Source organism: Bacillus cereus group sp. Bc010 (assembly GCF_027716745.1).
GTDB classification, from domain to species: Bacteria; Bacillota; Bacilli; order Bacillales; family Bacillaceae_G; genus Bacillus_A; species Bacillus_A pacificus.
The window spans coordinates 19,989-42,778 of sequence record NZ_JAQFUY010000023.1 but is presented as its reverse complement, the minus strand read 5'-3'; the positions used below and the strand labels follow the sequence as shown (position 1 = coordinate 42,778).

Sequence of the window (22,790 nt, the reverse complement as noted above, 5' to 3'; positions counted from 1 at the left end):
GCTTAGAACTATTTAATTTATAATATATTATACCATAGACATCTATCCCAATTACCTATAGTGTGTACACTAAAACCTTAATGCTATTTTGTGATATAACCATTTTTATTATTTGATTGCCATCTCCAAGAATCTGCACACATTTCTTCTAATCCACGTTTTGCTTCCCATCCTAATTCACGTTTTGCTTTTGATGCATCTGCAAAACATACCGCCACATCACCAGGACGACGCTCCGTAATTTTATAAGGAACTTTCTTGCCTGAAACCTTTTCAAATGCTTCAACCATCTCAAGCACACTATAACCTGTACCTGTACCAAGGTTATAAGCATCTACTCCCGTTGTATTCAGTACTTTTTCAAGTGCCTTTACGTGACCATTCGCTAAGTCTACAACATGTATGTAATCACGAACGCCCGTACCATCCTTCGTTGGATAGTCATTTCCAAATACACTTAATTCCTTTAGTTTACCTACTGCCACTTGTGTGACATATGGCATTAAGTTATTTGGAATTCCGTTTGGATCTTCTCCAATTCTTCCACTCTCATGTGCACCAAATGGATTGAAATAACGAAGTAATGCGATACTCCATGCCGCATCTGCAAATGCTACATCACGCATCATCTGTTCAATCATTAATTTCGTTTGACCATATGGATTTGTAGCACTTAATGGAAATTCTTCCGTAATTGGTGATGTTTCTGGAATACCATATACCGTTGCAGATGAACTAAAAATCATCTTCTTCACATTACGCTTTTGCATCACTTCACATAATACTAATGTGCTAATAATATTATTATTATAGTACATTAATGGCTTTGCTACCGATTCCCCTACAGCTTTTAAACCAGCAAAGTGAATAACAGCTTCAATTGTATTTTCCTCAAAAATTTTATTCAGTGCCTCGTAATTCTCAAGATCCTCTTTATAAAACTTAAATTGTTTTCCTGTTAACTCTTTCACTCGATTGATAGACTCTATTGAGCTATTTGACAAATTATCTACTACAATAATTTCATAATCATTATTCAGTAATTCTACGCATGTATGACTACCGATATATCCTGCTCCACCCGTTACAAGTATTGCCATAAGTATACCCCCAGTACTATTAAATGTTAATAAAAAAGGAAATCATTTATCTTTTATAAAACAAATGATTTCCTTCCTACAGATTTTATTTAGCTATAAAATAATCCGTTACATATTGCGCCCACACTTCATGCCCTTTAGCACTTGGGAAACCAAACTCTTCTGTTAAGTACGGCAGGATAGCCTTCGTTGATGCATCAGGCCATGCTCCCCAATGATCCACATATGTATAACCATTTTGCGTCGCAAATTGCTTTAACGCCTCAATTGCTTTTGGATAATTCTTCGCACCATACACTGGGTTTGATGGCTGAATCATAATTTTAGCACCCTTTGCGCTAGTAGAAAGTGCTTGTACAAACTTTTGCGTACTTGCTACAGAGTTTCCATTACCAGTTTTACCATTGTCAGTAATGAATGGTGGTTCAAATAAAATCACATCTGGATTTTCCTTCGCAATCTCTTTATCACGTTTATTCGCAATTAACTCTTCTGTGCTTTCACCCTTATATTCCTTTACCTTCACATTCCATAAACCTTTACCGTAAGCAGTTTCTAAATTAGCTGTTAGCTTAGCTGCCCAAGCATCTTTTGCAGATGAAGAAGCTTCATCACCAACAATAACAAGGTTTACTGCCTTTTTATCCTCAGCGGCTTTCTTTAACTTCTCTTTCACTTCATCTGGTAAATTCTTCGCATATGCTTCATTAAAAGATGATTTCGCATCTTGTTTCTTCTCTGATTTCTTCGTTCCACTATCTTTAACTTCAGACTTCGTTTTCGTTACTTCACTCGTCTGCCCTGTTGCATTCGCAATCTTCTTATTCCAATATAATTTACCGCTCACAACCGAAGCGATAAACAATACAAAAATAACTAGGACAAGTACTGCTTTCTTATTCATCGATTCACCTCATCTATTATTCTCACAACATATAATACTAATATAAATTCACGCAAAAATAAACCCAACTCCTACCAAAGGAGTTGGGTTATTACATATTACTTAGTCACTTCAAGATGCGCTCTTAACTTATTCGTTAGATCTTGCTTTGCTGCATCTGGAACATAATAGTACCAAATACCATCAGCGGCTTTGTGTCCGTCCCCTGGGATTTGGATATCCTCACTATTTTTCAAGCAATCTTTATAGTTCTTTTGCATATCAAACATTTGATCTTGCGTTAAGTTTGTCTTCACATTCTTTTGAATCGCTGTTAACACATCACCATAGCTTGATAAAGAAGAGAAGCTTGCGCCCTTCTTAATAACAGCCTGCATCACTTGACGTTGACGCATTTGGCGTCCGAAGTCTCCGCGAGGGTCTTCCTTACGCATACGTGTAAATGCTAGTGCTTGGTCACCGTTTAAATGGATATTGCCTTTTTGAAAATGGTGTTCCCTAACAGAAAACTCCAAATCATTATTCACATCAACACCGCCAACTGCGTCGACGATATCTTTAAAGCCTTCCATATTCACTTCAATATAATAGTTAATCGGGACATTCAAGAATTTTTCTACTGTCGCTACAGACATATCAACGCCACCAAATGCATAGGCATGGTTGATCTTATCACTTTTTCCTTTTCCAACAATTTCTGTATATGTATCACGAGGGATACTTACTGTTTTCATTGAATTATTATTAGGGTTTAACGTGATAACCATTAAAGAATCTGAACGACCTTTGTCTTCACCCTGCTCATCTGCACCCAATAATAGGATTGAAACCGGTTCAGATTTACTAATTTTTTCTTCTTGTTTATTACCTTGGTCACGCTTTAACGGCTTATGAACTTCATCTAATGTTTTTGAGACTTTAGAATATACATTATAGGCATATACTCCTCCACCTATAATCATTACTCCTATAATCCCTAGTATCCATAATAGGATTTTCTTTTTCATTGCTATAGACCTCTTCTTTCTATTATTCAAAATAAATATTCAGATAACATAAATATTAACTTAGTCTATTATACTAAGAACGAGATTCCATAACTAGTATATTTCCTGTACAGTAATGCAAAGTTTTGATTATTTCACTTTATAATAATCTACATACCAATTAGAAAATTCTTGCAAACCTTTTTCTATAGAAGTTTTAGGTTTAAAATCTACCGCTTTCTGTAATAAATCAGTTGATGCATACGTAGCTGGTACATCTCCTGGCTTAATAGGTTCAAACACTTTCTCAAATACAACTTCTCTTCCTAAAGCTTTACTTAATGCTTTCTCTAGTGTCTCGATGAATACCATTAATTTTTCAGGATTATTATTTCCAATATTGAATACTTTATGTTCAACATCACCTTTAGGTGGATTGTTTAAAAGACGTTGGATTCCTTCAACAATATCATCTATATAAGTAAAGTCTCGATACAGATCATTGTCAAAATCACCATTATTAAATATCTTAATCGATTCACCAGCGAAATATTTATCAGTAAATCCAAAGTAAGCCATATCTGGGCGTCCCATAGGGCCATACACCGTAAAGAAACGAAGTCCAGTTGCCGGAATCTTATACAAATGACTATATGTATGAGCCATTAGTTCATTTGATTTCTTAGTAGATGCATAAAGTGATACTGGATTGTCTACAAAATCTGTTTCTTCAAACGGAACTTTTTTATTAGCACCATAAACAGAACTAGACGACGCATATACAAGATGATCAATCGGATAATGTCTGCAAGCTTCTAAAATATTATAAAAACCAATAACATTACTTTGAATATATACATCAGGATTTTCAATCGAATATCTTACACCTGCTTGTGCAGCTAAATTTACAACAATATTCGGTTTGTATTCTTCAAAAACCTTATTAACCATTTCCTTATCAGAAATATCCCCTTTAATAAAGTTAAATTTCTCATATGGCTTAAGATTTTCTAAACGAGCAAATTTCAGATTCACATCATAATAATCATTTATATTATCGATACCTATTACTTGGCAACCTTGTTCTAATAATTTTTTAGATAAGAAGTATCCTACAAAACCGGCCACTCCCGTAACAAAATATATTTTACTATTATCTAGAGATTTGTAATTCAATGTTATCCAACTCCTTCATACGTTCTCTACTTGTTGATTTCCTACCAATAGAATGATACTCTATACCCGCTTCTTGCATAGCTTGAACATCATACATGTTTCTTCCGTCATAAATTAGAGGTGTTCTCATTAGCTTTTTATACATTTCTGGAGTTAGTGCCTTAACTTCTCCCCATTCTGTAAAGATAAAGCAAACATTTGCACCTTCTAAAGCTTGTTCAATATTTGTAACGTATGTGATATTTCCGTTCTTATTTCTTCCCCCCGGATACACTTTCGCAAAATTAGTTGCGCCGACTGGATCAAATGCATAAATATCTGCACCCTGCTCTAATAATAGCGGAATATTTTCAAGAGATGCAGCTTCTCTTAAATCATCTGTACCCGGTTTAAATGTTAATCCTAGCACTGCTACTTTAAGACCGTTGAAAGTAATTAACCTTTGACTCGCTTTTTTGTATAATAAAGTCTTTTGGTCCTTATTTACATCAATAGCGGCTTTTACCGTTTTCAATTCGTAACCATTTTGTCTCGCTAAATACTCCAATGCTTTAGTATCTTTAGGGAAACATGATCCTCCAAATCCAATACCTGCATTCAAGAACTTACTTCCGATACGCTCATCAAAGCTCATACCTTTTGCAACATCTTGAATGTCCGCTCCAACTAATTCACAAAGATTTGCAATATCATTCATATAAGAAATTTTAAGAGCTAAGAAATCATTAGAAGCATACTTAATCATTTCAGCTGATCTTCTATTAACAGAAACAATTGGCAAGTGGAATGGTTTATAAAGACTCATTAATACTTCTTCAGCCCACTTACTTTCTGTGCCAATAACAATCCTTTCTGCATATAACGTATCGTGAACAGCAGAACCTTGCGCTAAAAATTCTGGATTCGATGCAACTTCTACTCTCACATCATTAACTAAAAAGTCTTGAATAAACTGCTCAACTTTATCATTTGTTCCAATTGGAACTGTTGATTTTACAACAACAAGGCAATCTTTTTCTACACTTTCAGCAATTTGTTTCGCAACAGTTGCAATATATGAAAGATTTGCAGAACCATCAGCTTGTTCAGGAGTTCCTACACCAATAAATATTGCATCTGCATCTTTGTATGCTGATTTATAATCAGTGGTATAATCTATTCTGCCGGCAGCAAAATTTTTCTGCATTAACTCATCTAAACCCTCTTCATAAATTGGAGAAACGCCTGATTTCATTAATTCTACTTTTTTCTCATCAATATCTACGCAAGTTACTTGATGCCCTACTTCGGCAAAACATACACCAGCTACTAGACCGACATATCCTGTTCCTGCTACAGCTACTTTAAACATAAATTTTCCCCTACCTTTTAAAATTAATGCTTTTTTATTTCAATACTACAATAAAATTCTTAAACATTAATTTTTCCATATTTTTCTTTCACCTTAAACTATTGAATTCTCCTATACAATTTTGGTTCTTTTCCAAATCTAAACCTAAAATGCCTGATCATAACATTACAAACTTTTCCATCCAGTTAAGCTTTCTTCGTAACAATTAGGACTAATCTAACAATGCTATGCTACGACTTTTTTCTACAAGTATAATCGCTGGTAGCAATATCCACAAAGATGATATTCCCTCTATCAGTATTCACTCTCTCCTAATCCTCATCCACATTATAAAATTTAATTATTAATCCTTTTAGCTTTTATTCTCTTATATCGATTAAAGTAATACACTACGTAATATACTAAATTCACAATAGTACTTACCATATATCCCAATCCTAGAGCTACTCCTCCAAGACTATCCCTAAAAGCAAATGTAACCAAAAATAGCGTTAAATACCTTAAGGCTACTACAGTAAACTGTGACCACATTTTATTTTCTATAACTAAAAGTTGTAGAATTAAGTTGGAAATGACATCTAACATTGCACCAATTATAATTACAGTCATTAATGTGCTATGATCATAAAAATCATTACCATATAGACCAAAGAAAAGCTTTGAATTTACAACAATAATGAGCCCTACAATTCCTGACATTGCTATATTTATCGCAAAATTAACTTTTACTAAAGAGTTATATCTTTGTTTATCTTGCATACTCTTATAATTAGATAACGTTGGTAACATTACCCTTCCTATTAAATTGGGTATATATAGAATTATTATTTTATAATTATTTGCTGCGTTATACATTGCTAACTCGTTATACCCATCTTTTAATGTAACAATAAGGTTCGTGCTCCCCCATGTAATTACTCCTGAAATAATCCCACATAATGCCGCTGGTAATAAAAACCCATATGTAATATCCATATCTAATTTATTTATTTTAGTTATTGATATCTCTTTCTCTTTATATATCTTTTTAAGAATTATATGGTTATATATCCAAATTAAAAAGGAACTTAACGATAGGGCAAATATTGCTCCCATAATCCCGAATAAAAGGGTGCAAATCGTCGTCATCACAATATTAAATATACCTTGAACTAAATTAACACGTGCCACTTTATTAAAAAGTTCAAATCCCAATAAGGTTCCTATCTGAAAAGCATTTAGTGTAGTAAAAAGAATATAGAAAGCTGCTACTTTTAACAGACTAATTATACTACTATCCTTTAATACATTTGTCGCATAATATGAAGAGGCCCCAATGACAATTGCTGTAAAAGCTATACTCGTAATTAATGAAATTACCCTCATTGTAGATATTACCTGAGCACATTTTTCCTTATTAGAATCCCTATATTGCGACACGAATTTAGTAGCTGTTATCCCCAGTCCCGCACTTGCTATAGCAGCGAAAGTATATACATTGGACTGTATTATTGCATACTTCCCATACATCTCTATGCCCAAAAGTCTTGCAATTATCAAAGAACTAAGATACACACTGGCAGAAGATATCACACTACCTAATCCTACCCACAAGATTCCCCATATTAATTTTTTATTTTTTTTTATTAAATTTAATATATGTTTCATACCTCACCTTTTCAACAAGTTAAATTACTTTACAAGGGGATAACCTCAAATTTATTTGTTACTATACTCACTTCTTTAATATTCTTATGAATATAGAATCTTCTTTTATCTTTGTGTCTTTCTAAAAAATAGCTATCAAGAAAATGTAAATTCCCCAGTATTATAGCTCTTCAACTTTTGATACTCTACCTACAAATGTTATGATTATACACTATAAAAATTTTACTTTTGATTATATAGGACAAATGAGAGATATAAACATCACACAGCCATTTGTACATTAAAACTGCATTAATTTATTTTTCTTGATAAAGAAGAAATCTCATTTGCCTCGAAAACTAACTTTAAACTTATTGTGAGCCCCCATTTTAGGAAAATATTATCTTATTTATCTACTATTCAATTCACAAAATATTGTCAATTAATAAGACATATGCTATGTAGCCCTACATAAAAATAATAAAATGAATACCTACAGCTTCTGTCGATAATGATTTCGATATAATATATAAACAATAAAAATTGCCCCTAGAATATAAGCAAAATCACGAAACGCTACAACAAATGAAGATCGAACAAGTGATTGTAGATCTACAAGTAAAAATATTATTACAAAAGCGGAAGTAGATAGTTTATTTCGTGCAGTGTTCTTATTTACTCTTGATAATAGCCAACCAATTGCTGCTCCTTCTAAACAAGCCATGATTAGACCAAACCATCCAAAATTTATATATGTTTCAGCAATCATTGTATAACCAGGTCCATAGCTTATACCTAACATATTTTGAAGCCATTCACTTAATTGTGCATTAACCGTTGCAGGATGAATCTCCCAAAAGCCTAAGTTTGGTATAATTGTAGACAATCCGTATAAAAACGTACTTCCATATCTAAAATCCTCCATATTAGGAACGAATTGCATAGTATATCCTACAGAAGTCAAACTCCATCCAACTTCTCCTACAAAATCACCAATTATATTAAATCCTTTTGAAAAAAGTACAATAATTATATCTGTAATGCCATGACCCACTTGTCCACGAACTACTGCAACAGCATTAAGAATACCAACAAATAAATACGCAACAATTCCGAGAATTAAACCTTCCTTTTTATTAATCATTTTTATTATATAGTGCCACACGCATACTATAACCAAAACTGAGACCACAGCCCCATTTCTCTCACCAGTGTATAACGATATGACAATATTCATTAAGAATACAGCGAGTACAGAATTCCTTATTACTGCATTTTTATGTCTAGATATTAAAATACATATTAAGGAAGCTTCAAAAAACTTTCCCATATACAATAATATATCAATAAACTTAGGATAGTCTGGCCTGTAATGATAAATTCCTCCATAACCATGACTTATAACTAGATTAACTGTTGTAAATAAGTTAATTAAAAATGCTGGTGTAGAAATAACAAGAAAGAATACGCCTGTTGTAAATAATGCTCTATTATCCACACTCCTATTATCATATGTTTCACGCTTCACACTAGAATTATTGGAAAAAAGTAACGCAAACAAATGAAACAGAGAAAGGAATGGTAATGAGTACGCTTGAGCCTGTACTATAAAGCTTTGGCTCTCTCTTAAAACAAGGTCTTTATAAAAATCACTTAACCCCCAAATCCACGGGATAGATTGACCATAACAATAGATATATAATGTGAAAAAAAAGATCATATATGGGGAAATAATTTCATTATGCTTCTTTTTCCAAGTATATCCCGCAAAAAATAAAGTAATAATACCTAACCACGACATTATTATAATAGCATCCGATGCTTTTCCAGTATTTAATTCTAATGAAAAATCACCAACTAAAGCCTTATAAGCAAAAATACTATTTACTATACATACTATCGCCATTAAATACCCATATTTTAAATTACAAGGAATTTGACGTCTTTTGTGCAATTGATTTCATCCTTTTCATACTACATTTTTCCATTTGTATATACTCTCTCTAACATCTTACTTGTCTGAGAAATATCATAACCAGATTTCTTAACAACCTTATTATACTGCTCCCTGTCTCTATCACCCGTTTTTTCTAATATCAGATCGTACCAATTGCTAATATTATCATCTAACGATACAAACTCAATTAAATCCGTTAATGCTGTTTCCATTGAAACAGTATCAGATACAATACAAGGTAATCCACTTGCTTGTGCTTCTACTAATGAAAGTGGTAGACCCTCGTATATTGATGGCATAACCAGAATATCCATAGACTGCATTAATTCGTGTACATCTTCTCTCTCCTTTAAAAATAGAACATTCTCAAAAACCCCTAATTCTTGAGATTTATTTCTAATAGAGTCTAATAATACTCCATCTCCAATCAAAAGGAGTTTACTATCACGGTGCTTTTCATTTAAAAACTTAAAAATATCAATTAGGAATTCATGATTTTTCATTTTAGCAAATCTTCCTACATGTCCAATTACCAAACTTTCTTTTGATATGCCTAACTCATTTCTCTTCATTTCAGCAATCTTAGTACTATAAATAAACTTAGCTGTATCTATACTATTGGGTATTACAGTGATATTGTTAGATTTTATGAAATTCCCATACATCCAATTTGCAGCATCTTTAGAGCACGCATAGTAATGAGTTGCAAACTTATTGATTCGAGGTCTATATATACGACGCATTATTTTATGATAGAAACCGCTTGGCCCCGATGAACTATGACTATGTAAAATTATTTTTTTAACCCCTGCCCTTTTTGCTGCAATTAACGGTTCAATATAAGATGGGCAACTAGTATGAAAATGTACAACATCATACTTATTATCCTTAAAAAAATCTTTTAGCTTACTCCAATTTTTAAAAATCCCTTCTCGTCTGCTTGGAACTCGATAAATTCTCCCTCCCATTTCTCTTATTTCCTCATCATATGCACATTTTTTGGATGTAGTCACAAGAAAATCAAACTGAAATTTCTCCCTATTAATATTCCTAAGAACATTCATAACAAATACCTGAGCACCGCCACGATCCATACTATCAATTATCTGTAATACCTTTGTCATTGTAACTGTCACCCTTAACTTTAGATGAATTTATTATTTCTTTGTAAACTGTTTCTCTTTTTTGTACAATTATCTTATTAGATGGATACTCACCTTTAAGTACCGAACCAGCAGCAACAACACAATTATCTCCAATGGTAGTGCCGCGTAAAATTACACATCCTGCTCCAATCCAAACATTATTTCCTATTCTAATAGGAGATTCTCTAAACTCTCCGGCTTTAATTCCAGCATCTGCTCTAAAATCATGATCATGATCAAATACCAAAACATTAGGGCCTAATTGAGTGTTTGATCCTATATCAACTTGAGCCATACTATTTATTAAACATCCATTATTAAAAAAAGACTTATCTCCAACATTAATCTGTCCATTTTTAGAGACACGAAATTCCACGTTCCTTCTCGTGCCTATTTTTTTTCCCAAAGTTATTTTGCCTTTATCGTGAATTACGAACCTCGTTGAAAGGGAAATAACTTGCCAAGGATAAAACTTAAAACCCCTAAAATGAAAGATTTTTATACAATTTAAATACAAAAAAGCAAATAATCTTCGAAAAAAAGCCCTTATATATTTCATTTATTATCTGTCCCCTAAACTGCTTGCAAATTTCTTGAAAAAGTTTTTTCGGCGTGTTTCAATAACCTCTTTATCATATTTCTTAGCTTCTATATAGTTTCGATTTGACTGTGCTATCATAACTTCATTATTAAACTTTTTCAGTATGGCACATATTTCATCAATATTTTTCTTAGTATTGCTAAAAATAAATTCACTTTCTAATAATTCTGGAATCCCTGCTGTTCTGGCACCAAGAGCAGGCAAACCTCTACTCATCGCTTCAATTAAAGCGCGTGGTAATCCTTCTTGTCGGCTAGGTTGAGCATAAATATCAATAGTATCTAACCACTCGAATATTTGATTATGGGGAATAGCACCTAAAAATTTCACTTGATCCAAAACTTCATATTTTTTTGCTATCGCTTTTAAATACGTTTGGTCTCCTGCACCTGTCAAATGATATTCAAAATTTGTAATCCCTTGTTTTTTTAAATTCCCTAAAGCTTCTATAATATATTGTTGTCCCTTAAAACGTACATTTACAGCCGCAGTTGTACCAATAATTATCTTTGAATTATCTTGTTGAATGCGTTGTAGGCGTTTTTCTAAAACTGCATCATCAAACTCTATAAGCGCAACATTAGAGCAGTTTATATTCTCCCCTTTGGTTGGATATCGTTTTTGCAAAAACTCTTTAGTTACATAGACTGCAAAAGGAGCCTCCTTCACGCGATTTCTTGTAGCAATCTTCATATAAGGGGCAATAAGCTTACCTTTTATTCCAAGATTTAAAAAGGCATCCCACGGACAACCAACGACTTCAACAAAATATGGTTTTCCCATTTCTCTTGCTATATCAATGCTCAAATTGCCAATAAAACTTGGTAAACGTACAATAAGAAAATCCGCATTTTTAATTTCTTCAGATAAAATTTTCTTTGCCTTTGTTCGGTTAAATAGTATCCCCTTAACTGACGAAAGATTAGGGCAAGCAGTTACACTAAAGTTATCTAATTCTATCTTAGATAGTCCTTGGAGTATTTTTTCGTCTGTAACCTTTTTAACACGAATAGCTACTTTTAATTCATCAGCAATATAATAATAACGGGATAACACTTTTTCATTAAGGGCAACCCCATAATAACTACCCTTTATATCTTCACTAATTGGACCATCATAACAAAATAAACCCTTCATTATTCACAATCACCATTAAGCCTTTCCGGTAAACTAAATTGTGCACCTAAAATATAATCAAATTCATCTGGGTAAAACTTTGTATACCCACTAGCATTATAAAAAGTCAGTTCACCAAACAATATTTCTCCATCTATATTATATAAATCTACCCTTACATGAGGAAAATCTTCTGATAATTTCGAAGCAATTTTTAGCATTTCATCAAAATTCTTTGGTTTGTTTAATTTTTCTTTGATTTCTCCAAAATCCAATCTCCTATATGGTAGCTGATTGAACTCTGTATCATAGAAACCTAACTTCCCGTTATCATGATTATCTACATAGTCTATCATTGTGTATAAACAATGCACTTTTCCGTGAAAACAAAAGAATTTATAATCCGGTAAATCGTTATTTGAATCTCGCTTAATTAGCTTCTCAATAATAATTCTCGGTGGTACATTATAATAACTCCATTCTCTCCCATATGAACAATGCTTCAAGTGCATCCAATCATCTATTTGTTTTTTTACTAAATCAATATTCATCTTGGTTTTATCTTCTATAAATATATTGGTACCTGATCCGTTTGTAACCTTAATTGCAAATGAGTTAGGGAGAGATTCAAAATCAATTTCATCTGCATTACTGTAGACTCCGTACAAAGTATTTAATATACGTCCCAATCCTTTATTTTCAACATAACTTCTAACCCCATATTTATCTGAACATTGTACCATTAATGGATCACGATAATTAAGCTTGTACCACTGGAGTTTTTCTGTATAGCGTTGCGGATTTTTCAAATTTAATTTCCTTCCAGTTTTTATCCTGTATTGTAATTTGATCATTTGTTCATCTGACATAAAATTAAACAAATCAAGGATTTTAAATCTTAACTCTTGGCTCTTTATTATTCTTTTATAATTCATATTTCCCCCTAAAAACCAACTGATATTTTTTAATTCTTTAAAATTATACACTTTTCACTCGCGATAATATTGTTAGTAGATTTCTACACAAATTATTTAAAAATATAAAACATATTTAGTTTTATTTAACTATTTTAGCTATTTGGCCACGATACGCATCAACAACAAAATCCCTTGAAAACTCTCTACGAACCTTTTCTCTTCCTAAAATACCCATTTCCTTACGCTCTTTATTATTCATTTCTAAAAATAATTTAATCTTGATTACCAATTCATCTACATCTCCAGCATGATAAATGAAACCCGAAACATCATTATCTACTATCTCTCTACAACCTGAAATGTCAGTTGTAATTAATGGTCTACCTGAAGATGCACTTTCAAGGAGAACATTTGACATACCTTCACCGTATGAAGATGGATGAATTGTACAATGTGATCTAGCTATAAAAGGCTTAACATCCTTCTGACTTCCTCGATAAACTGTTATACCTTCATTTTCAAGATTTTGTAATTTTTCAGCGTAATGCATTTCGGTCGGTTCTATAAATCCTATAATATTAAACTCTATGTTGTTATACTCTTTTTTTAGTCTAGTAGCTGCTTCTATATAGTCATCTATACTTTTATCTTTCATAACGCGACCAATATAATTAAAAATAATTTTTTCCGAATCCATTGGATAAGGAGCTAATGGAAAACGCTCAGTATTTACCCCTGAACCTGGGATTAGTTGATGATAACCAGATACTAGACCTTGTTCCTTTGCTACCTTCATATTTTCTTCATTTTGGAAAAATATGCACTTAGACTTTTTAAATGCGATTCTAAATAAAAACATTATTAAACTTTTCAATATGCCATTTTTATTTATTACACTTCCCAATCCAGTTACGTTATTAATATATGGAATCCCCAATAATTTAGCAGCTATACTCCCATATACATTAGGCTTTGCAGTATAAGCTAAGACAACATCGGGGCTATGCTTTTTAAGTAATCTATAATAATGAATAAATAGTTTAAAATCTGCAATTACATTAGTTCCCCTACGATCAATTTTCACATCATCGTATTTAAAATTAATTTCTTTCATTAATTCAAGTTTTTCTCCATAGGGACAAGAAATTAATAACTCATATCCTTCTTCAATTAAACCTTCTATTAATTCTTTTCTAAAACAATAAATATCATCATCATGGTTTGTGAGTAAAGCAATTAACTTTTTATTCTGCATCATATTCTCCTAGTAAATTTTTATCTCTTGCACTCTATTAACTTGCTCTATCATACATATCTATTTATCCTTCTTAACAACTGCTATTAATGTTTGTAGCATTACTGCAAGCTCTCTCCAAAAACTAAATTCTTCTATGCTTTGTAAATTATAATTCATTTTTTCTGGTAAGACTTGATTTATATAAACTTCATCAGCATTATCTGCATTACTTAAAAGTTTTTCCTCATTTTTGTATTGAATACTAGCTTTGGAAGTAATTCCAGCTGGTAAAAGCAACGTTGCTAACATTTCATCTGTATATTTTTCAACATACTTTACAACCTCAGGTCTTGTTCCAACAAAACTCATATCACCTAATAATACATTGAATAATTGAGGGATTTCATCCAACCTTATTTTCCTTATAAATTTACCAACCCCAGTAATTCTATTATCATTCTTTGTAGTTACTTGTGTTCCAAGCTTATCTGCATTGATTACCATTGTACGGAACTTAAAAATTTTAAATTCTCTCCCATATTGAGTTACCCTAACTTGTCTAAATAGAACAGGGCCTCGGGAATCCAACTTAATAGCTATGCCTATAAAAATGAACACTGGAAGAGAAACAATTAACACAATAAGAGCCATTACTATATCAAATACCCTCTTAAAGAATAAACTAAATCTCTTTTTATATAGAATATCATAGTATTTTTTCACACTTGGAACCTTCATATTTTCAGGGATATTTTCCCATCTTTTTAATATCAACCTCTTCTACACTCCTTATTTATTACAGAAGATCCTTCTTTGCTAGCAAATTTCTTCCATCACTATTTTTAAACTTTGGCAAATATATTCTACATCTTCATTTGTTAATAAAGTATGCAATGGTAATGTAATTTCATTTTTATACATATCAAAAGCATTAGGGTAATTCTTAATATCAAAACCTAACTCTTTATACGCTGTTAGCATTGGCAATGGCTTATAATGAACATTGCTTGCCACACCCATATTAGCCATTTTTGCAATAATTTCATTTCTTTTAAATTCATCCATGCCAGGTATCCTTGTTAAGTAAAGATGTCCTGATGACTTATGTGCTTCCCCATAATGTTGTAAAGTCTGAATTCCAAGAGGTTTCAACGCGCTATCATACATTTCAATAATTTCTCGTCGTCTTTTCATCAATTGTTCATATCTATCTAACTGTACTAATCCAATAGCTGCCATAATATCAGTCATATTACACTTATAAGCTGGATATACAATATCATACTCCCATGCACCTTTTTGAGTCTTAGCTAAAGCATCTTTTGATTGGCCGTGAAGACTATATAACATAAATTGTTTATAGATCCATTCATCATCTAAACCAAGGCCATTTCTCCAAACAACCCCTCCACCTTCTGCTGTAGTTAAATTTTTCACAGCATGGAAAGAATAACAAGTAAAATCAGCTACTTGTCCACATTTTAAACCATTTCTTTCAGCCCCAAAAGCATGAGCTGCATCTGTCATTACAATAATCCTATTAAATAAACCTTGGATCTCGTTATTAGATTGAAACAGCCCTTTTTTACTTTCAATTACCTTATATATCGCATCGTAATCACACATTTTCCCAGCAATATCAACTGGAATAATTACCTTTGTTTTCTCTGTAATTGCCTCAGCAAGTTTTTCATAATCCATTTCAAAAGAATCCGGTGCTGTGTCAACTAATACAATTTTTGCGCCCACGTGATCTATAATCGAAGCAGATGCTGTATACGTATACGCCGATGTAATAACTTCATCACCAGGTCCGATTCCTAAAATACGAAGCGTTAGCTCCATAGCTGCTGTAGCAGAATTTAAACATACTGCTTTATTTACACCAATGTATTCAGCTATTCTTCTTTCTAATTCTTTCGTTCTAGGTCCAGTTGTAATCCAACCAGATTTCATCGCTTTTACAACTTCTTCAATTTCCGCATCTGTAATATCTGGTGGAGAGAATGGTATGTTTCTTTCTTCTATAGTAATCATTTAATTGTGTCCTCCCTATATTTAATTCTAAATTTTTCTATCTTCAAATATAAAATAAACACTTATACTAACAATTAGTATAAGTGTTTATTCACCCTTGAATTCAGACATCCATCTGAATTTTATTATTCGCAATATCTAATAATCGTTCTCTTATTTCCTCTTGACTAATTTCTTTAAAATCATGCATGAATTGTCTTAAAATTTCTTGATCTATTAAAACAGCTTTTCCTATATGAATTTTCGGGAATATTTGCTCAGGATGAATTTCTCCTTCATTTAAGAGCTCTTCATACATTTTTTCACCTGGTCTCAATCCAGTAAATTTAATTCCAATTTCTTCAATAGAATAACCTGAAAGGGTAATTAAATTTTTAGCTAAATCTACAATCTTGACTGGATCCCCCATATCTAATACGAATAATTCCCCACCTCTAGCTAGCGTACCAGCTTGAATTACTAACCTAGAAGCTTCTGGTATTGTCATAAAGTAACGAATCATGTCGGGGTGAGTAACTGTTACAGGTCCACCTTTTTGAATTTGCTTCTTAAATAGAGGAATTACACTCCCCCTACTTCCAAGGACATTGCCAAATCGAACGGCAACGAATCTTGTATTAGTACTTACAGCTGCCAAATGCTGTACAAGCATTTCTGCAAATCGCTTTGTAGCCCCCATTACGTTCGTTGGATTTACAGCTTTATCTGTAGAAACCATAACAAACGTATTCACTTTAAACGTATCTGCCGCTTCAGCTACATTTTTCGTACCAAAAATATTATTTTTCACAGCTTCTTCTGGATTACGCTCCATTAAAGGAACATGCTTATGTGCAGCTGCATGATACACGATATACGGTTGATGCTTTTTCATTATTCCAAAGATTTTATGGCGATCTTGAATATCAGCGATTTCTGTTGTAATTTCCACAGAATCTTTATAAGTGACTCTCATTTCCATCTCAATATTATAAATGCTGTTTTCACCATGTCCTAAAAGGACAATTTTTGCTGGTTTATATTTCATCACCTGACGACAAATTTCTGAACCAATTGATCCACCAGCACCTGTTACTAAAATTGTTTTACCAGTAATTTTTTCTCCAATCCCTGCATCATCTAATTGGATCAGCTCTCTTCCTAATAGATCTTCCACTTGTACATCTCGGAATTCATTAACAGAAACCTTACCATCTAAAAGATCTTCAAGCATCGGTACAATTTGCGTTTTCGCCTTTGTTTTTCTACACTTCTCAAAAATCTCGTTTATTTGATTTCTATTTAAAGAAGGAATTGCAATAATAATATGTTCAATATCGTTATCTTCCACAATTTCTTGAATATGATTTGTTGTACCCACAACCGGCACATTATAAATTTCTAATTTCTGTTTATTTCTATCATCATCAACAAATGCAATTGGATATAGGTCTGCTTCTTTATTATGTTGTAATTGACGTACTACCATTGTCCCTGCTGAACCCGCGCCAATAATTAATGTTCGTTTTTTATCAGCAGCTTTTGTAATATACGTATCACGGAACATACGCCATACAAAGCGAGAGCCACCAATTAGTAATAAGTGTAACATCCATGCAATCGCTAAAATTCGAACGTAAATATCATGATTTATAATTTGTTGCACAATTGCTGTTACAATAATGGAAAGTGTAATAGCTTTAAATATTTGCTTTAATTCCCCAATACTTGCATATTCCCACGCCTTATTATAAAGCTTATAAATAGCGGCAAAAATATGATGACTGCACAATAATGTAATAGAACTAATAACTACTGTCATAGGAATTTTGCTTAATACATTTGGATGTATGAACCAATAACTTAAATACACGGCAGTTAATACGATAAATGAATCTAATAAAATCAATAATGAGAGCCGTTTTCGATAACTCAATATACATGTTCCCTTCTTTATATAATTCCTATCTTATTTATAATAAAAAAGGACATTCCCTTATGAATGTACCTCTTCCTTTTTTACAAGTTCTTTCATATAATTCATTAACTCTACATTTAATTCTTCATTTTGTAGCGCCATCTCAATTGTCGTCTTAATAAATCCAAACTTCTCTCCAACATCGTAACGGATACCTTCAAAATCATAAGCAAATACACGTTGAATTTCATTTAAACGTTGAATGGCATCTGTCAGCTGAATCTCTCCACCAGCACCCGTTTGTTGATCCTCTAGGAACATAAAGATTTCTGGTGTTAATACATAACGTCCCATAATTGCTAAATTTGATGGAGCTGTACCTTCTGCTGGTTTCTCCACAAATTGGCGCACTTGATAACGACGATCATTTTGTTCAACTGGATCGATAATACCGTAACGATGTGTTTCATTTTCTGGTACTGTTTGTACACCAATAACCGATGATTGTGTCCCTTCATATTGATCCATCAATTGACGTAAACATGGCGTTTCAGCTTGTACAATATCATCACCAAGTAATACCGCAAATGGCTCGTTTCCAATAAATTTGCGTGCACACCATACTGCATGTCCAAGCCCTTTCGGTTCTTTCTGTCTTATGTAATGAATGTTAATCTTTGAAGATGCTTGTACTTTCTCAAGCATTTCATACTTTCCTTTTTCTAAAAGGTTTTGTTCTAGTTCAAAAGAATGATCGAAATGATCTTCAATAGCACGTTTTCCTTTTCCAGTAACAATAATAATATCTTCAATTCCTGATTCTATCGCTTCTTCTACTATGTATTGAATTGTTGGTTTATCAACGATCGGTAACATTTCTTTAGGCATTGCCTTTGTTACCGGTAAAAATCTTGTCCCCAGTCCCGCAGCTGGAATAATTGCTTTTCTTACTTTTTTCAAATCTAGTATCCCCAAATATATTATTTCATCCATATGTAACAATAACAAAAACCCTACTTATAGGGTCGTCTTTACAACTCCATAAGTAGAGTTTCTAACACAAATAAATGATGGGCATCTAACCCAACCTCACGCCATACCCCCGACGACAAGCGTCTAAGGTAGGTTCGAAATAAAAATTTCTACCCACAGCACGACCGAGTGCCTCCGTTGATAACGGTTAGGAGACATCACCAATTCTTTATTTAAAAAATACCAAACAATTTTTTACGACGAATTTGTTCTGGATCTTCTTTATAAATTGCTTTCCCGCTAATGATTAAATACGGATTCTCTCTTAAATCATTCATAACAGTTGCACCGAATTCTTTCTCTATTAGTTCATAGCTTTCTGCTAAATGAAATCCTCTTGATGTTGTGTTATGTGCATCTGATGCGATCATATGGGTTAAATTATGTTCCACAAGCTGCAGTGAAAATTTTTTGATTTTTTTACCAAACTTACCGAGTAAGCTACCTGCCGTCACTTGTGTTAATGCACCTTTATTGACAAGGTTATATAACTTATCTGGCCGCTCAATTAACTCGGCATTACGTTCAGGGTGAACGATAATTGGGATCATTCCTTTTACACGTAGTTCATAGAATAGTTGTTCTGCGTAACGAGGTACATGATTAGATGGAAATTCAATGAATATGTATTTGTTTGTTTCATTTAAAGTAACGATTTTACCAGCTTCATAGTCTTCTAATAAATCACCGTATAACCTGACCTCTTGCCCTGGTAAAACTTTCAGTGGGATTTCATGTTGCTCTAATTCATCATTTAATTGCTTCACTTGATGAATAATAGAAGCACGCTCATTTACATATTTTCCATTTTGATGGTGTGGTGTTGCGACAATTGTATGTATTCCTTCTGCCACAGCTTGCTGTGCCATCGCTAAACTATCAGTTATTGTCTGTGCACCGTCATCGATACCAGATAAAATGTGGCAATGTAAATCAATCATTTGTTTTGTCCTCCCTCGCTTATAGTAATCTTTTTTTCCTTGAATATGAGATATTCCTCATATTCAAGGAAAAAAAGGAGATATGTTCTTCCCATATCTCACTCTTTTCATTAATTTGCACCGTAGTAATAATATAAGCCCTGTTCACGTTCACGATCATTCAGAACAACACCTAACAACTTACCTTTAGCTGATTCTAGTAAACCTTTTGCTTTTACTGCTGTTTCTTTCTCTGTCGATTCACTACGAACGACAAGAATAGAAGCATCACATACATTTGCCATAATTTGCGCATCAGTAACAGCTAAAATCGGTGGTAAGTCGAAAATAACTAAATCGTACGTACTGTATGCTTGTGCCAGAAGCTCCTGCATTGATTTTGAGCCTAACAATTCTGCTGGATTTGGTGGAATCGGACCACAAGCTAAAAAGTGCAGATTATCAACTGATGTCGTTTGTACACATTTTTCTAAACGCTCACTATGTGTTAATACGTTCGTTAGCCCAAAAATATTATCTACTTGAAACATTTGATGCATCGCTGGTTTACGCATATCTGCATCAATTAATAATACTTTCTTTCCTTGTTGGGCAAACACGACTGCCATATTCGCTGTCGTCGTTGTTTTCCCTTCACTTGGGTTCGCAGACGTTACCATTAATGAGTGTAAATTCGTATCAACAGCTGCAAATTCAACATTTGTTCGAATATTACGATATTGTTCTGAAATTGGTGATTTCGGTTGTTGATGAGCAATTAATTGACGACGTTGACGATGATTCTTTTTCTTTTTAAATAAATTAAGAGCCAATTGTTTGTCCCCTCACTTTTCTTGATGATGGAGCGTGTGATTTCACGTTCATTGTTTCTTCATCCATACGAGCTACAATACCTAACACTGGTAAACCAAGTAAGTTCTCTACATCTTCTTCTTTTTTTACTGTGTTATCTAAGTATTCTAGTAAGAATGCAAGACCAACTGCAGCCATTAAGCCAACAACGAAGGCAATTACTACATTTAACATTGGAGCCGGTTTAATTGGAGATTGGTTCTCAGTAACCTCAGCTTTCGATAGTACTGTTACGTTATCCACGTTCATAATTTTTGCAACTTCACCTTTAAATACATCTGCCGTTGCATTTGCAATATCACGAGATAACTTTGGATCTTTATCCTCGACTGTTACAGAAATGACTTGTGAATCTTTTTCATTCGTAACATTAATCTTCCCGTTTAAAGATTGCGTTGTCATATTTAAATTTAATTTTTCATTCACTTGATCTAAAATTACTGGACTTTTAATAATAACCTTATATGTATTCGTCAATTGAATATTTGATTGAATTTCTCCTAACTGAATTGCTGTACCCTCTTGCTTCTTCTGATTAACAAGAATTTGCGTCGAAGATTGATAGATTGGTGTCATAAAGAAGAAGCTAATGATAGCACTTACTATAGCGGCACCAAAGGCGATTACGAGGATCATTGCTAAACGTTTTTTAAAAATATGAAATAACTCTTTCAAACTAATTGTTTCTTCCATAAGTTCCTCCAACTTTCTAAAATTTGCACATAAGAAAAATTATAACATATAAATCTTACATTTTTTATTTTGATTGATTTCGTTCGACATTTATTCACATCAAGCACATATAATCTTACAAAATAATCTTAAATATGACAACACATTCCAACGATTTTCCAAAATTTCCATTATATCACCCTTTTTGTATAATGCAATAAAAAATTTTATAAAAATTCAAAAAGCCGACAAAAAATATTTGCCAGCTTTTACATTTTACTATTCTATATACTATTTTTTAATAATATCCATATTGTTCCTTTTCTTCTCTCTTATCATTTAAAACAGCACCAAGTAATTTACCAGACGCTTTGTCTAATATTTGCTTCGCTTTTACGATTTTATCTTTTTCTGTTTTTTCACTACGTACGACAAGTACAATTCCATCGCATTTGTTCGCTAAGAGTTGTGCATCGGTAACCGCAAGGACTGGTGGTGTGTCGATTAAAATAATATCAAACATGTTATATGCTTCTAGTAATAGCTCATCCATTGCCCGGCTACTTAATAGTTCAGCTGGGTTTGGCGGTATTGGACCTGAAGCCATTAAATAAACATTCTCTATATCTGTTTTTTGAATACATTGCATGAATTTCGCTTGTCCTGATAATAGGTTCGTTAAGCCATTAGGGCTATGAACAGCAAATAAGTTTTGAATTGTTGGCTTACGTAAGTCTGCTCCAATTAACAATACCTTTTTCCCTTGTTGACCGAAAACAACTGCTAGATTGGAAACAGTCGTTGTTTTTCCTTCACCCGGATTTGCCGAAGTGACAACAATAGAACGAATACTGCTATCTATAGATGTAAACTCAATGTTTGTACGGATGTTACGGTATTGTTCCGCAATACGTGACTTAGGCTCTTTATGTGTAATTAATTGTCGTAATGGTTTTCTTTTTTTTCTCCCGAACATGGTATGATCTCCTCTTTTCAAAATGCGACACTTTCCCCTTTATCTCTCTATGTTCGATATGCTACGCCCATTTTTCATTTACTGATACTGTTAATTTTACCCATCACTTTCTTCTACACTTCATCATAACCAATCATAATAAGCTTTGTCCTATCTCATAACCTTTATAATGTGACAAGCGCGTCTCTATTTTTATCGCGCTATCATTTATCTTAATTCCAAGATATTTATAGCGTCATTATATACGAACTTCCATTCATTTACAAC

Annotated in this window: 20 protein-coding genes; all 20 read right to left on the bottom strand. The window is 33.0% G+C overall.

Annotation, left to right across the window (positions count from 1 at the left end; genetic code table 11):
- Positions 1–83 precede the first annotated feature (83 nt).
- Positions 84–1,100: a UDP-glucose 4-epimerase GalE gene (gene galE, locus PDQ68_RS20870; protein ID WP_061184212.1), complete on the bottom strand. Its 1,017-nt coding sequence runs from the start codon at positions 1,098–1,100 to the stop codon at positions 84–86.
- Positions 1,101–1,185: 85 nt separating this feature from the next.
- Positions 1,186–2,004 (bottom strand): SGNH/GDSL hydrolase family protein, encoded by an 819-nt coding sequence (locus tag PDQ68_RS20865; RefSeq protein WP_061184211.1) that lies wholly within the window; start codon positions 2,002–2,004, stop codon positions 1,186–1,188.
- Positions 2,005–2,102: 98 nt separating this feature from the next.
- Positions 2,103–3,011 carry a polyisoprenyl-teichoic acid--peptidoglycan teichoic acid transferase TagU gene (gene tagU, locus PDQ68_RS20860; RefSeq protein ID WP_061184210.1) on the bottom strand — a complete coding sequence of 303 codons (909 nt, stop codon included), beginning with the start codon at positions 3,009–3,011 and terminating at the stop codon, positions 2,103–2,105.
- Between the two features lie 129 nt (positions 3,012–3,140).
- Positions 3,141–4,166 (bottom strand): GDP-mannose 4,6-dehydratase, encoded by a 1,026-nt coding sequence (locus PDQ68_RS20855; RefSeq protein WP_061184209.1) that lies wholly within the window; start codon positions 4,164–4,166, stop codon positions 3,141–3,143.
- Complete coding sequence (locus PDQ68_RS20850; protein ID WP_270786938.1) at positions 4,144–5,517, bottom strand: UDP-glucose dehydrogenase family protein; 1,374 nt, start codon at positions 5,515–5,517, stop codon at positions 4,144–4,146. The genes PDQ68_RS20855 and PDQ68_RS20850 overlap by 23 nt, the downstream gene beginning before the upstream one ends.
- Before the next feature lie 336 nt (positions 5,518–5,853).
- Positions 5,854–7,164: an oligosaccharide flippase family protein gene (locus PDQ68_RS20845; RefSeq protein ID WP_270786937.1), complete on the bottom strand. Its 1,311-nt coding sequence runs from the start codon at positions 7,162–7,164 to the stop codon at positions 5,854–5,856.
- A gap of 472 nt (positions 7,165–7,636) precedes the next feature.
- Positions 7,637–9,097 (bottom strand): O-antigen polysaccharide polymerase Wzy, encoded by a 1,461-nt coding sequence (gene wzy, locus PDQ68_RS20840; RefSeq protein WP_061184206.1) that lies wholly within the window; start codon positions 9,095–9,097, stop codon positions 7,637–7,639.
- A 20-nt stretch (positions 9,098–9,117) separates the two neighbouring features.
- Positions 9,118–10,224, bottom strand: a complete 1,107-nt coding sequence (locus PDQ68_RS20835) for a glycosyltransferase family 1 protein (protein WP_061184205.1) — start codon at positions 10,222–10,224, stop codon at positions 9,118–9,120.
- Positions 10,199–10,804, bottom strand: coding sequence for an acyltransferase (locus PDQ68_RS20830; protein WP_061184204.1), 606 nt, complete (start codon positions 10,802–10,804; stop codon positions 10,199–10,201). The genes PDQ68_RS20835 and PDQ68_RS20830 overlap by 26 nt, the downstream gene beginning before the upstream one ends.
- A gap of 3 nt (positions 10,805–10,807) precedes the next feature.
- Positions 10,808–11,983, bottom strand: coding sequence for a glycosyltransferase (locus PDQ68_RS20825; protein ID WP_061184203.1), 1,176 nt, complete (start codon positions 11,981–11,983; stop codon positions 10,808–10,810).
- Complete coding sequence (locus PDQ68_RS20820) at positions 11,983–12,897, bottom strand: ATP-grasp fold amidoligase family protein (RefSeq protein ID WP_061184202.1); 915 nt, start codon at positions 12,895–12,897, stop codon at positions 11,983–11,985. Before PDQ68_RS20820 ends, PDQ68_RS20825 begins: the two co-directional genes overlap by 1 nt.
- A 121-nt stretch (positions 12,898–13,018) precedes the next feature.
- Positions 13,019–14,134, bottom strand: a complete 1,116-nt coding sequence (locus PDQ68_RS20815) for a glycosyltransferase family 4 protein (RefSeq protein ID WP_201027252.1) — start codon at positions 14,132–14,134, stop codon at positions 13,019–13,021.
- 60 nt (positions 14,135–14,194) lie between these two features.
- Complete coding sequence (locus tag PDQ68_RS20810) at positions 14,195–14,854, bottom strand: sugar transferase (protein WP_061184260.1); 660 nt, start codon at positions 14,852–14,854, stop codon at positions 14,195–14,197.
- 78 nt (positions 14,855–14,932) lie between these two features.
- Positions 14,933–16,153, bottom strand: coding sequence for a DegT/DnrJ/EryC1/StrS family aminotransferase (locus PDQ68_RS20805; RefSeq protein WP_061184200.1), 1,221 nt, complete (start codon positions 16,151–16,153; stop codon positions 14,933–14,935).
- A gap of 103 nt (positions 16,154–16,256) precedes the next feature.
- Positions 16,257–18,068: a polysaccharide biosynthesis protein gene (locus PDQ68_RS20800; RefSeq protein ID WP_061184199.1), complete on the bottom strand. Its 1,812-nt coding sequence runs from the start codon at positions 18,066–18,068 to the stop codon at positions 16,257–16,259.
- A 60-nt stretch (positions 18,069–18,128) separates the two neighbouring features.
- A complete protein-coding gene (gene bpsC / locus PDQ68_RS20795; RefSeq protein ID WP_061184198.1) occupies positions 18,129–19,010 on the bottom strand; it encodes a UTP--glucose-1-phosphate uridylyltransferase BpsC in 882 nt (293 codons plus the stop codon).
- A gap of 245 nt (positions 19,011–19,255) precedes the next feature.
- Positions 19,256–20,023: a tyrosine-protein phosphatase gene (locus PDQ68_RS20790; RefSeq protein WP_061184197.1), complete on the bottom strand. Its 768-nt coding sequence runs from the start codon at positions 20,021–20,023 to the stop codon at positions 19,256–19,258.
- A gap of 110 nt (positions 20,024–20,133) precedes the next feature.
- A complete protein-coding gene (locus PDQ68_RS20785; RefSeq protein WP_061184196.1) occupies positions 20,134–20,835 on the bottom strand; it encodes a CpsD/CapB family tyrosine-protein kinase in 702 nt (233 codons plus the stop codon).
- Positions 20,825–21,568 carry a YveK family protein gene (locus PDQ68_RS20780; protein WP_061184195.1) on the bottom strand — a complete coding sequence of 248 codons (744 nt, stop codon included), beginning with the start codon at positions 21,566–21,568 and terminating at the stop codon, positions 20,825–20,827. The genes PDQ68_RS20785 and PDQ68_RS20780 overlap by 11 nt, the downstream gene beginning before the upstream one ends.
- A gap of 277 nt (positions 21,569–21,845) precedes the next feature.
- Positions 21,846–22,523, bottom strand: a complete 678-nt coding sequence (locus tag PDQ68_RS20775) for a CpsD/CapB family tyrosine-protein kinase (RefSeq protein ID WP_061184194.1) — start codon at positions 22,521–22,523, stop codon at positions 21,846–21,848.
- Between the last annotated feature and the right edge of the window lie 267 nt (positions 22,524–22,790).

What these genes read in the sequence shown, in the direction of transcription:
- galE (WP_061184212.1), bottom strand. Translation starts at nt 1,100, where the DNA reads ATGGCAATACTTGTAACGGGTGGAGCAGGATATATCGGTAGTCATACA.
- PDQ68_RS20865 (WP_061184211.1), bottom strand. Translation starts at nt 2,004, where the DNA reads ATGAATAAGAAAGCAGTACTTGTCCTAGTTATTTTTGTATTGTTTATC.
- tagU (WP_061184210.1), bottom strand. Translation starts at nt 3,011, where the DNA reads ATGAAAAAGAAAATCCTATTATGGATACTAGGGATTATAGGAGTAATG.
- PDQ68_RS20850 (WP_270786938.1), bottom strand. Translation starts at nt 5,517, where the DNA reads ATGTTTAAAGTAGCTGTAGCAGGAACAGGATATGTCGGTCTAGTAGCT.
- PDQ68_RS20845 (WP_270786937.1), bottom strand. Translation starts at nt 7,164, where the DNA reads ATGAAACATATATTAAATTTAATAAAAAAAAATAAAAAATTAATATGG.
- PDQ68_RS20835 (WP_061184205.1), bottom strand. Translation starts at nt 10,224, where the DNA reads ATGACAAAGGTATTACAGATAATTGATAGTATGGATCGTGGCGGTGCT.
- PDQ68_RS20830 (WP_061184204.1), bottom strand. Translation starts at nt 10,804, where the DNA reads ATGAAATATATAAGGGCTTTTTTTCGAAGATTATTTGCTTTTTTGTAT.
- PDQ68_RS20825 (WP_061184203.1), bottom strand. Translation starts at nt 11,983, where the DNA reads ATGAAGGGTTTATTTTGTTATGATGGTCCAATTAGTGAAGATATAAAG.
- PDQ68_RS20820 (WP_061184202.1), bottom strand. Translation starts at nt 12,897, where the DNA reads ATGAATTATAAAAGAATAATAAAGAGCCAAGAGTTAAGATTTAAAATC.
- PDQ68_RS20815 (WP_201027252.1), bottom strand. Translation starts at nt 14,134, where the DNA reads ATGCAGAATAAAAAGTTAATTGCTTTACTCACAAACCATGATGATGAT.
- PDQ68_RS20810 (WP_061184260.1), bottom strand. Translation starts at nt 14,854, where the DNA reads ATGAAGGTTCCAAGTGTGAAAAAATACTATGATATTCTATATAAAAAG.
- PDQ68_RS20805 (WP_061184200.1), bottom strand. Translation starts at nt 16,153, where the DNA reads ATGATTACTATAGAAGAAAGAAACATACCATTCTCTCCACCAGATATT.
- PDQ68_RS20790 (WP_061184197.1), bottom strand. Translation starts at nt 20,023, where the DNA reads ATGATTGATTTACATTGCCACATTTTATCTGGTATCGATGACGGTGCA.
- PDQ68_RS20780 (WP_061184195.1), bottom strand. Translation starts at nt 21,568, where the DNA reads ATGGAAGAAACAATTAGTTTGAAAGAGTTATTTCATATTTTTAAAAAA.
- PDQ68_RS20775 (WP_061184194.1), bottom strand. Translation starts at nt 22,523, where the DNA reads ATGTTCGGGAGAAAAAAAAGAAAACCATTACGACAATTAATTACACAT.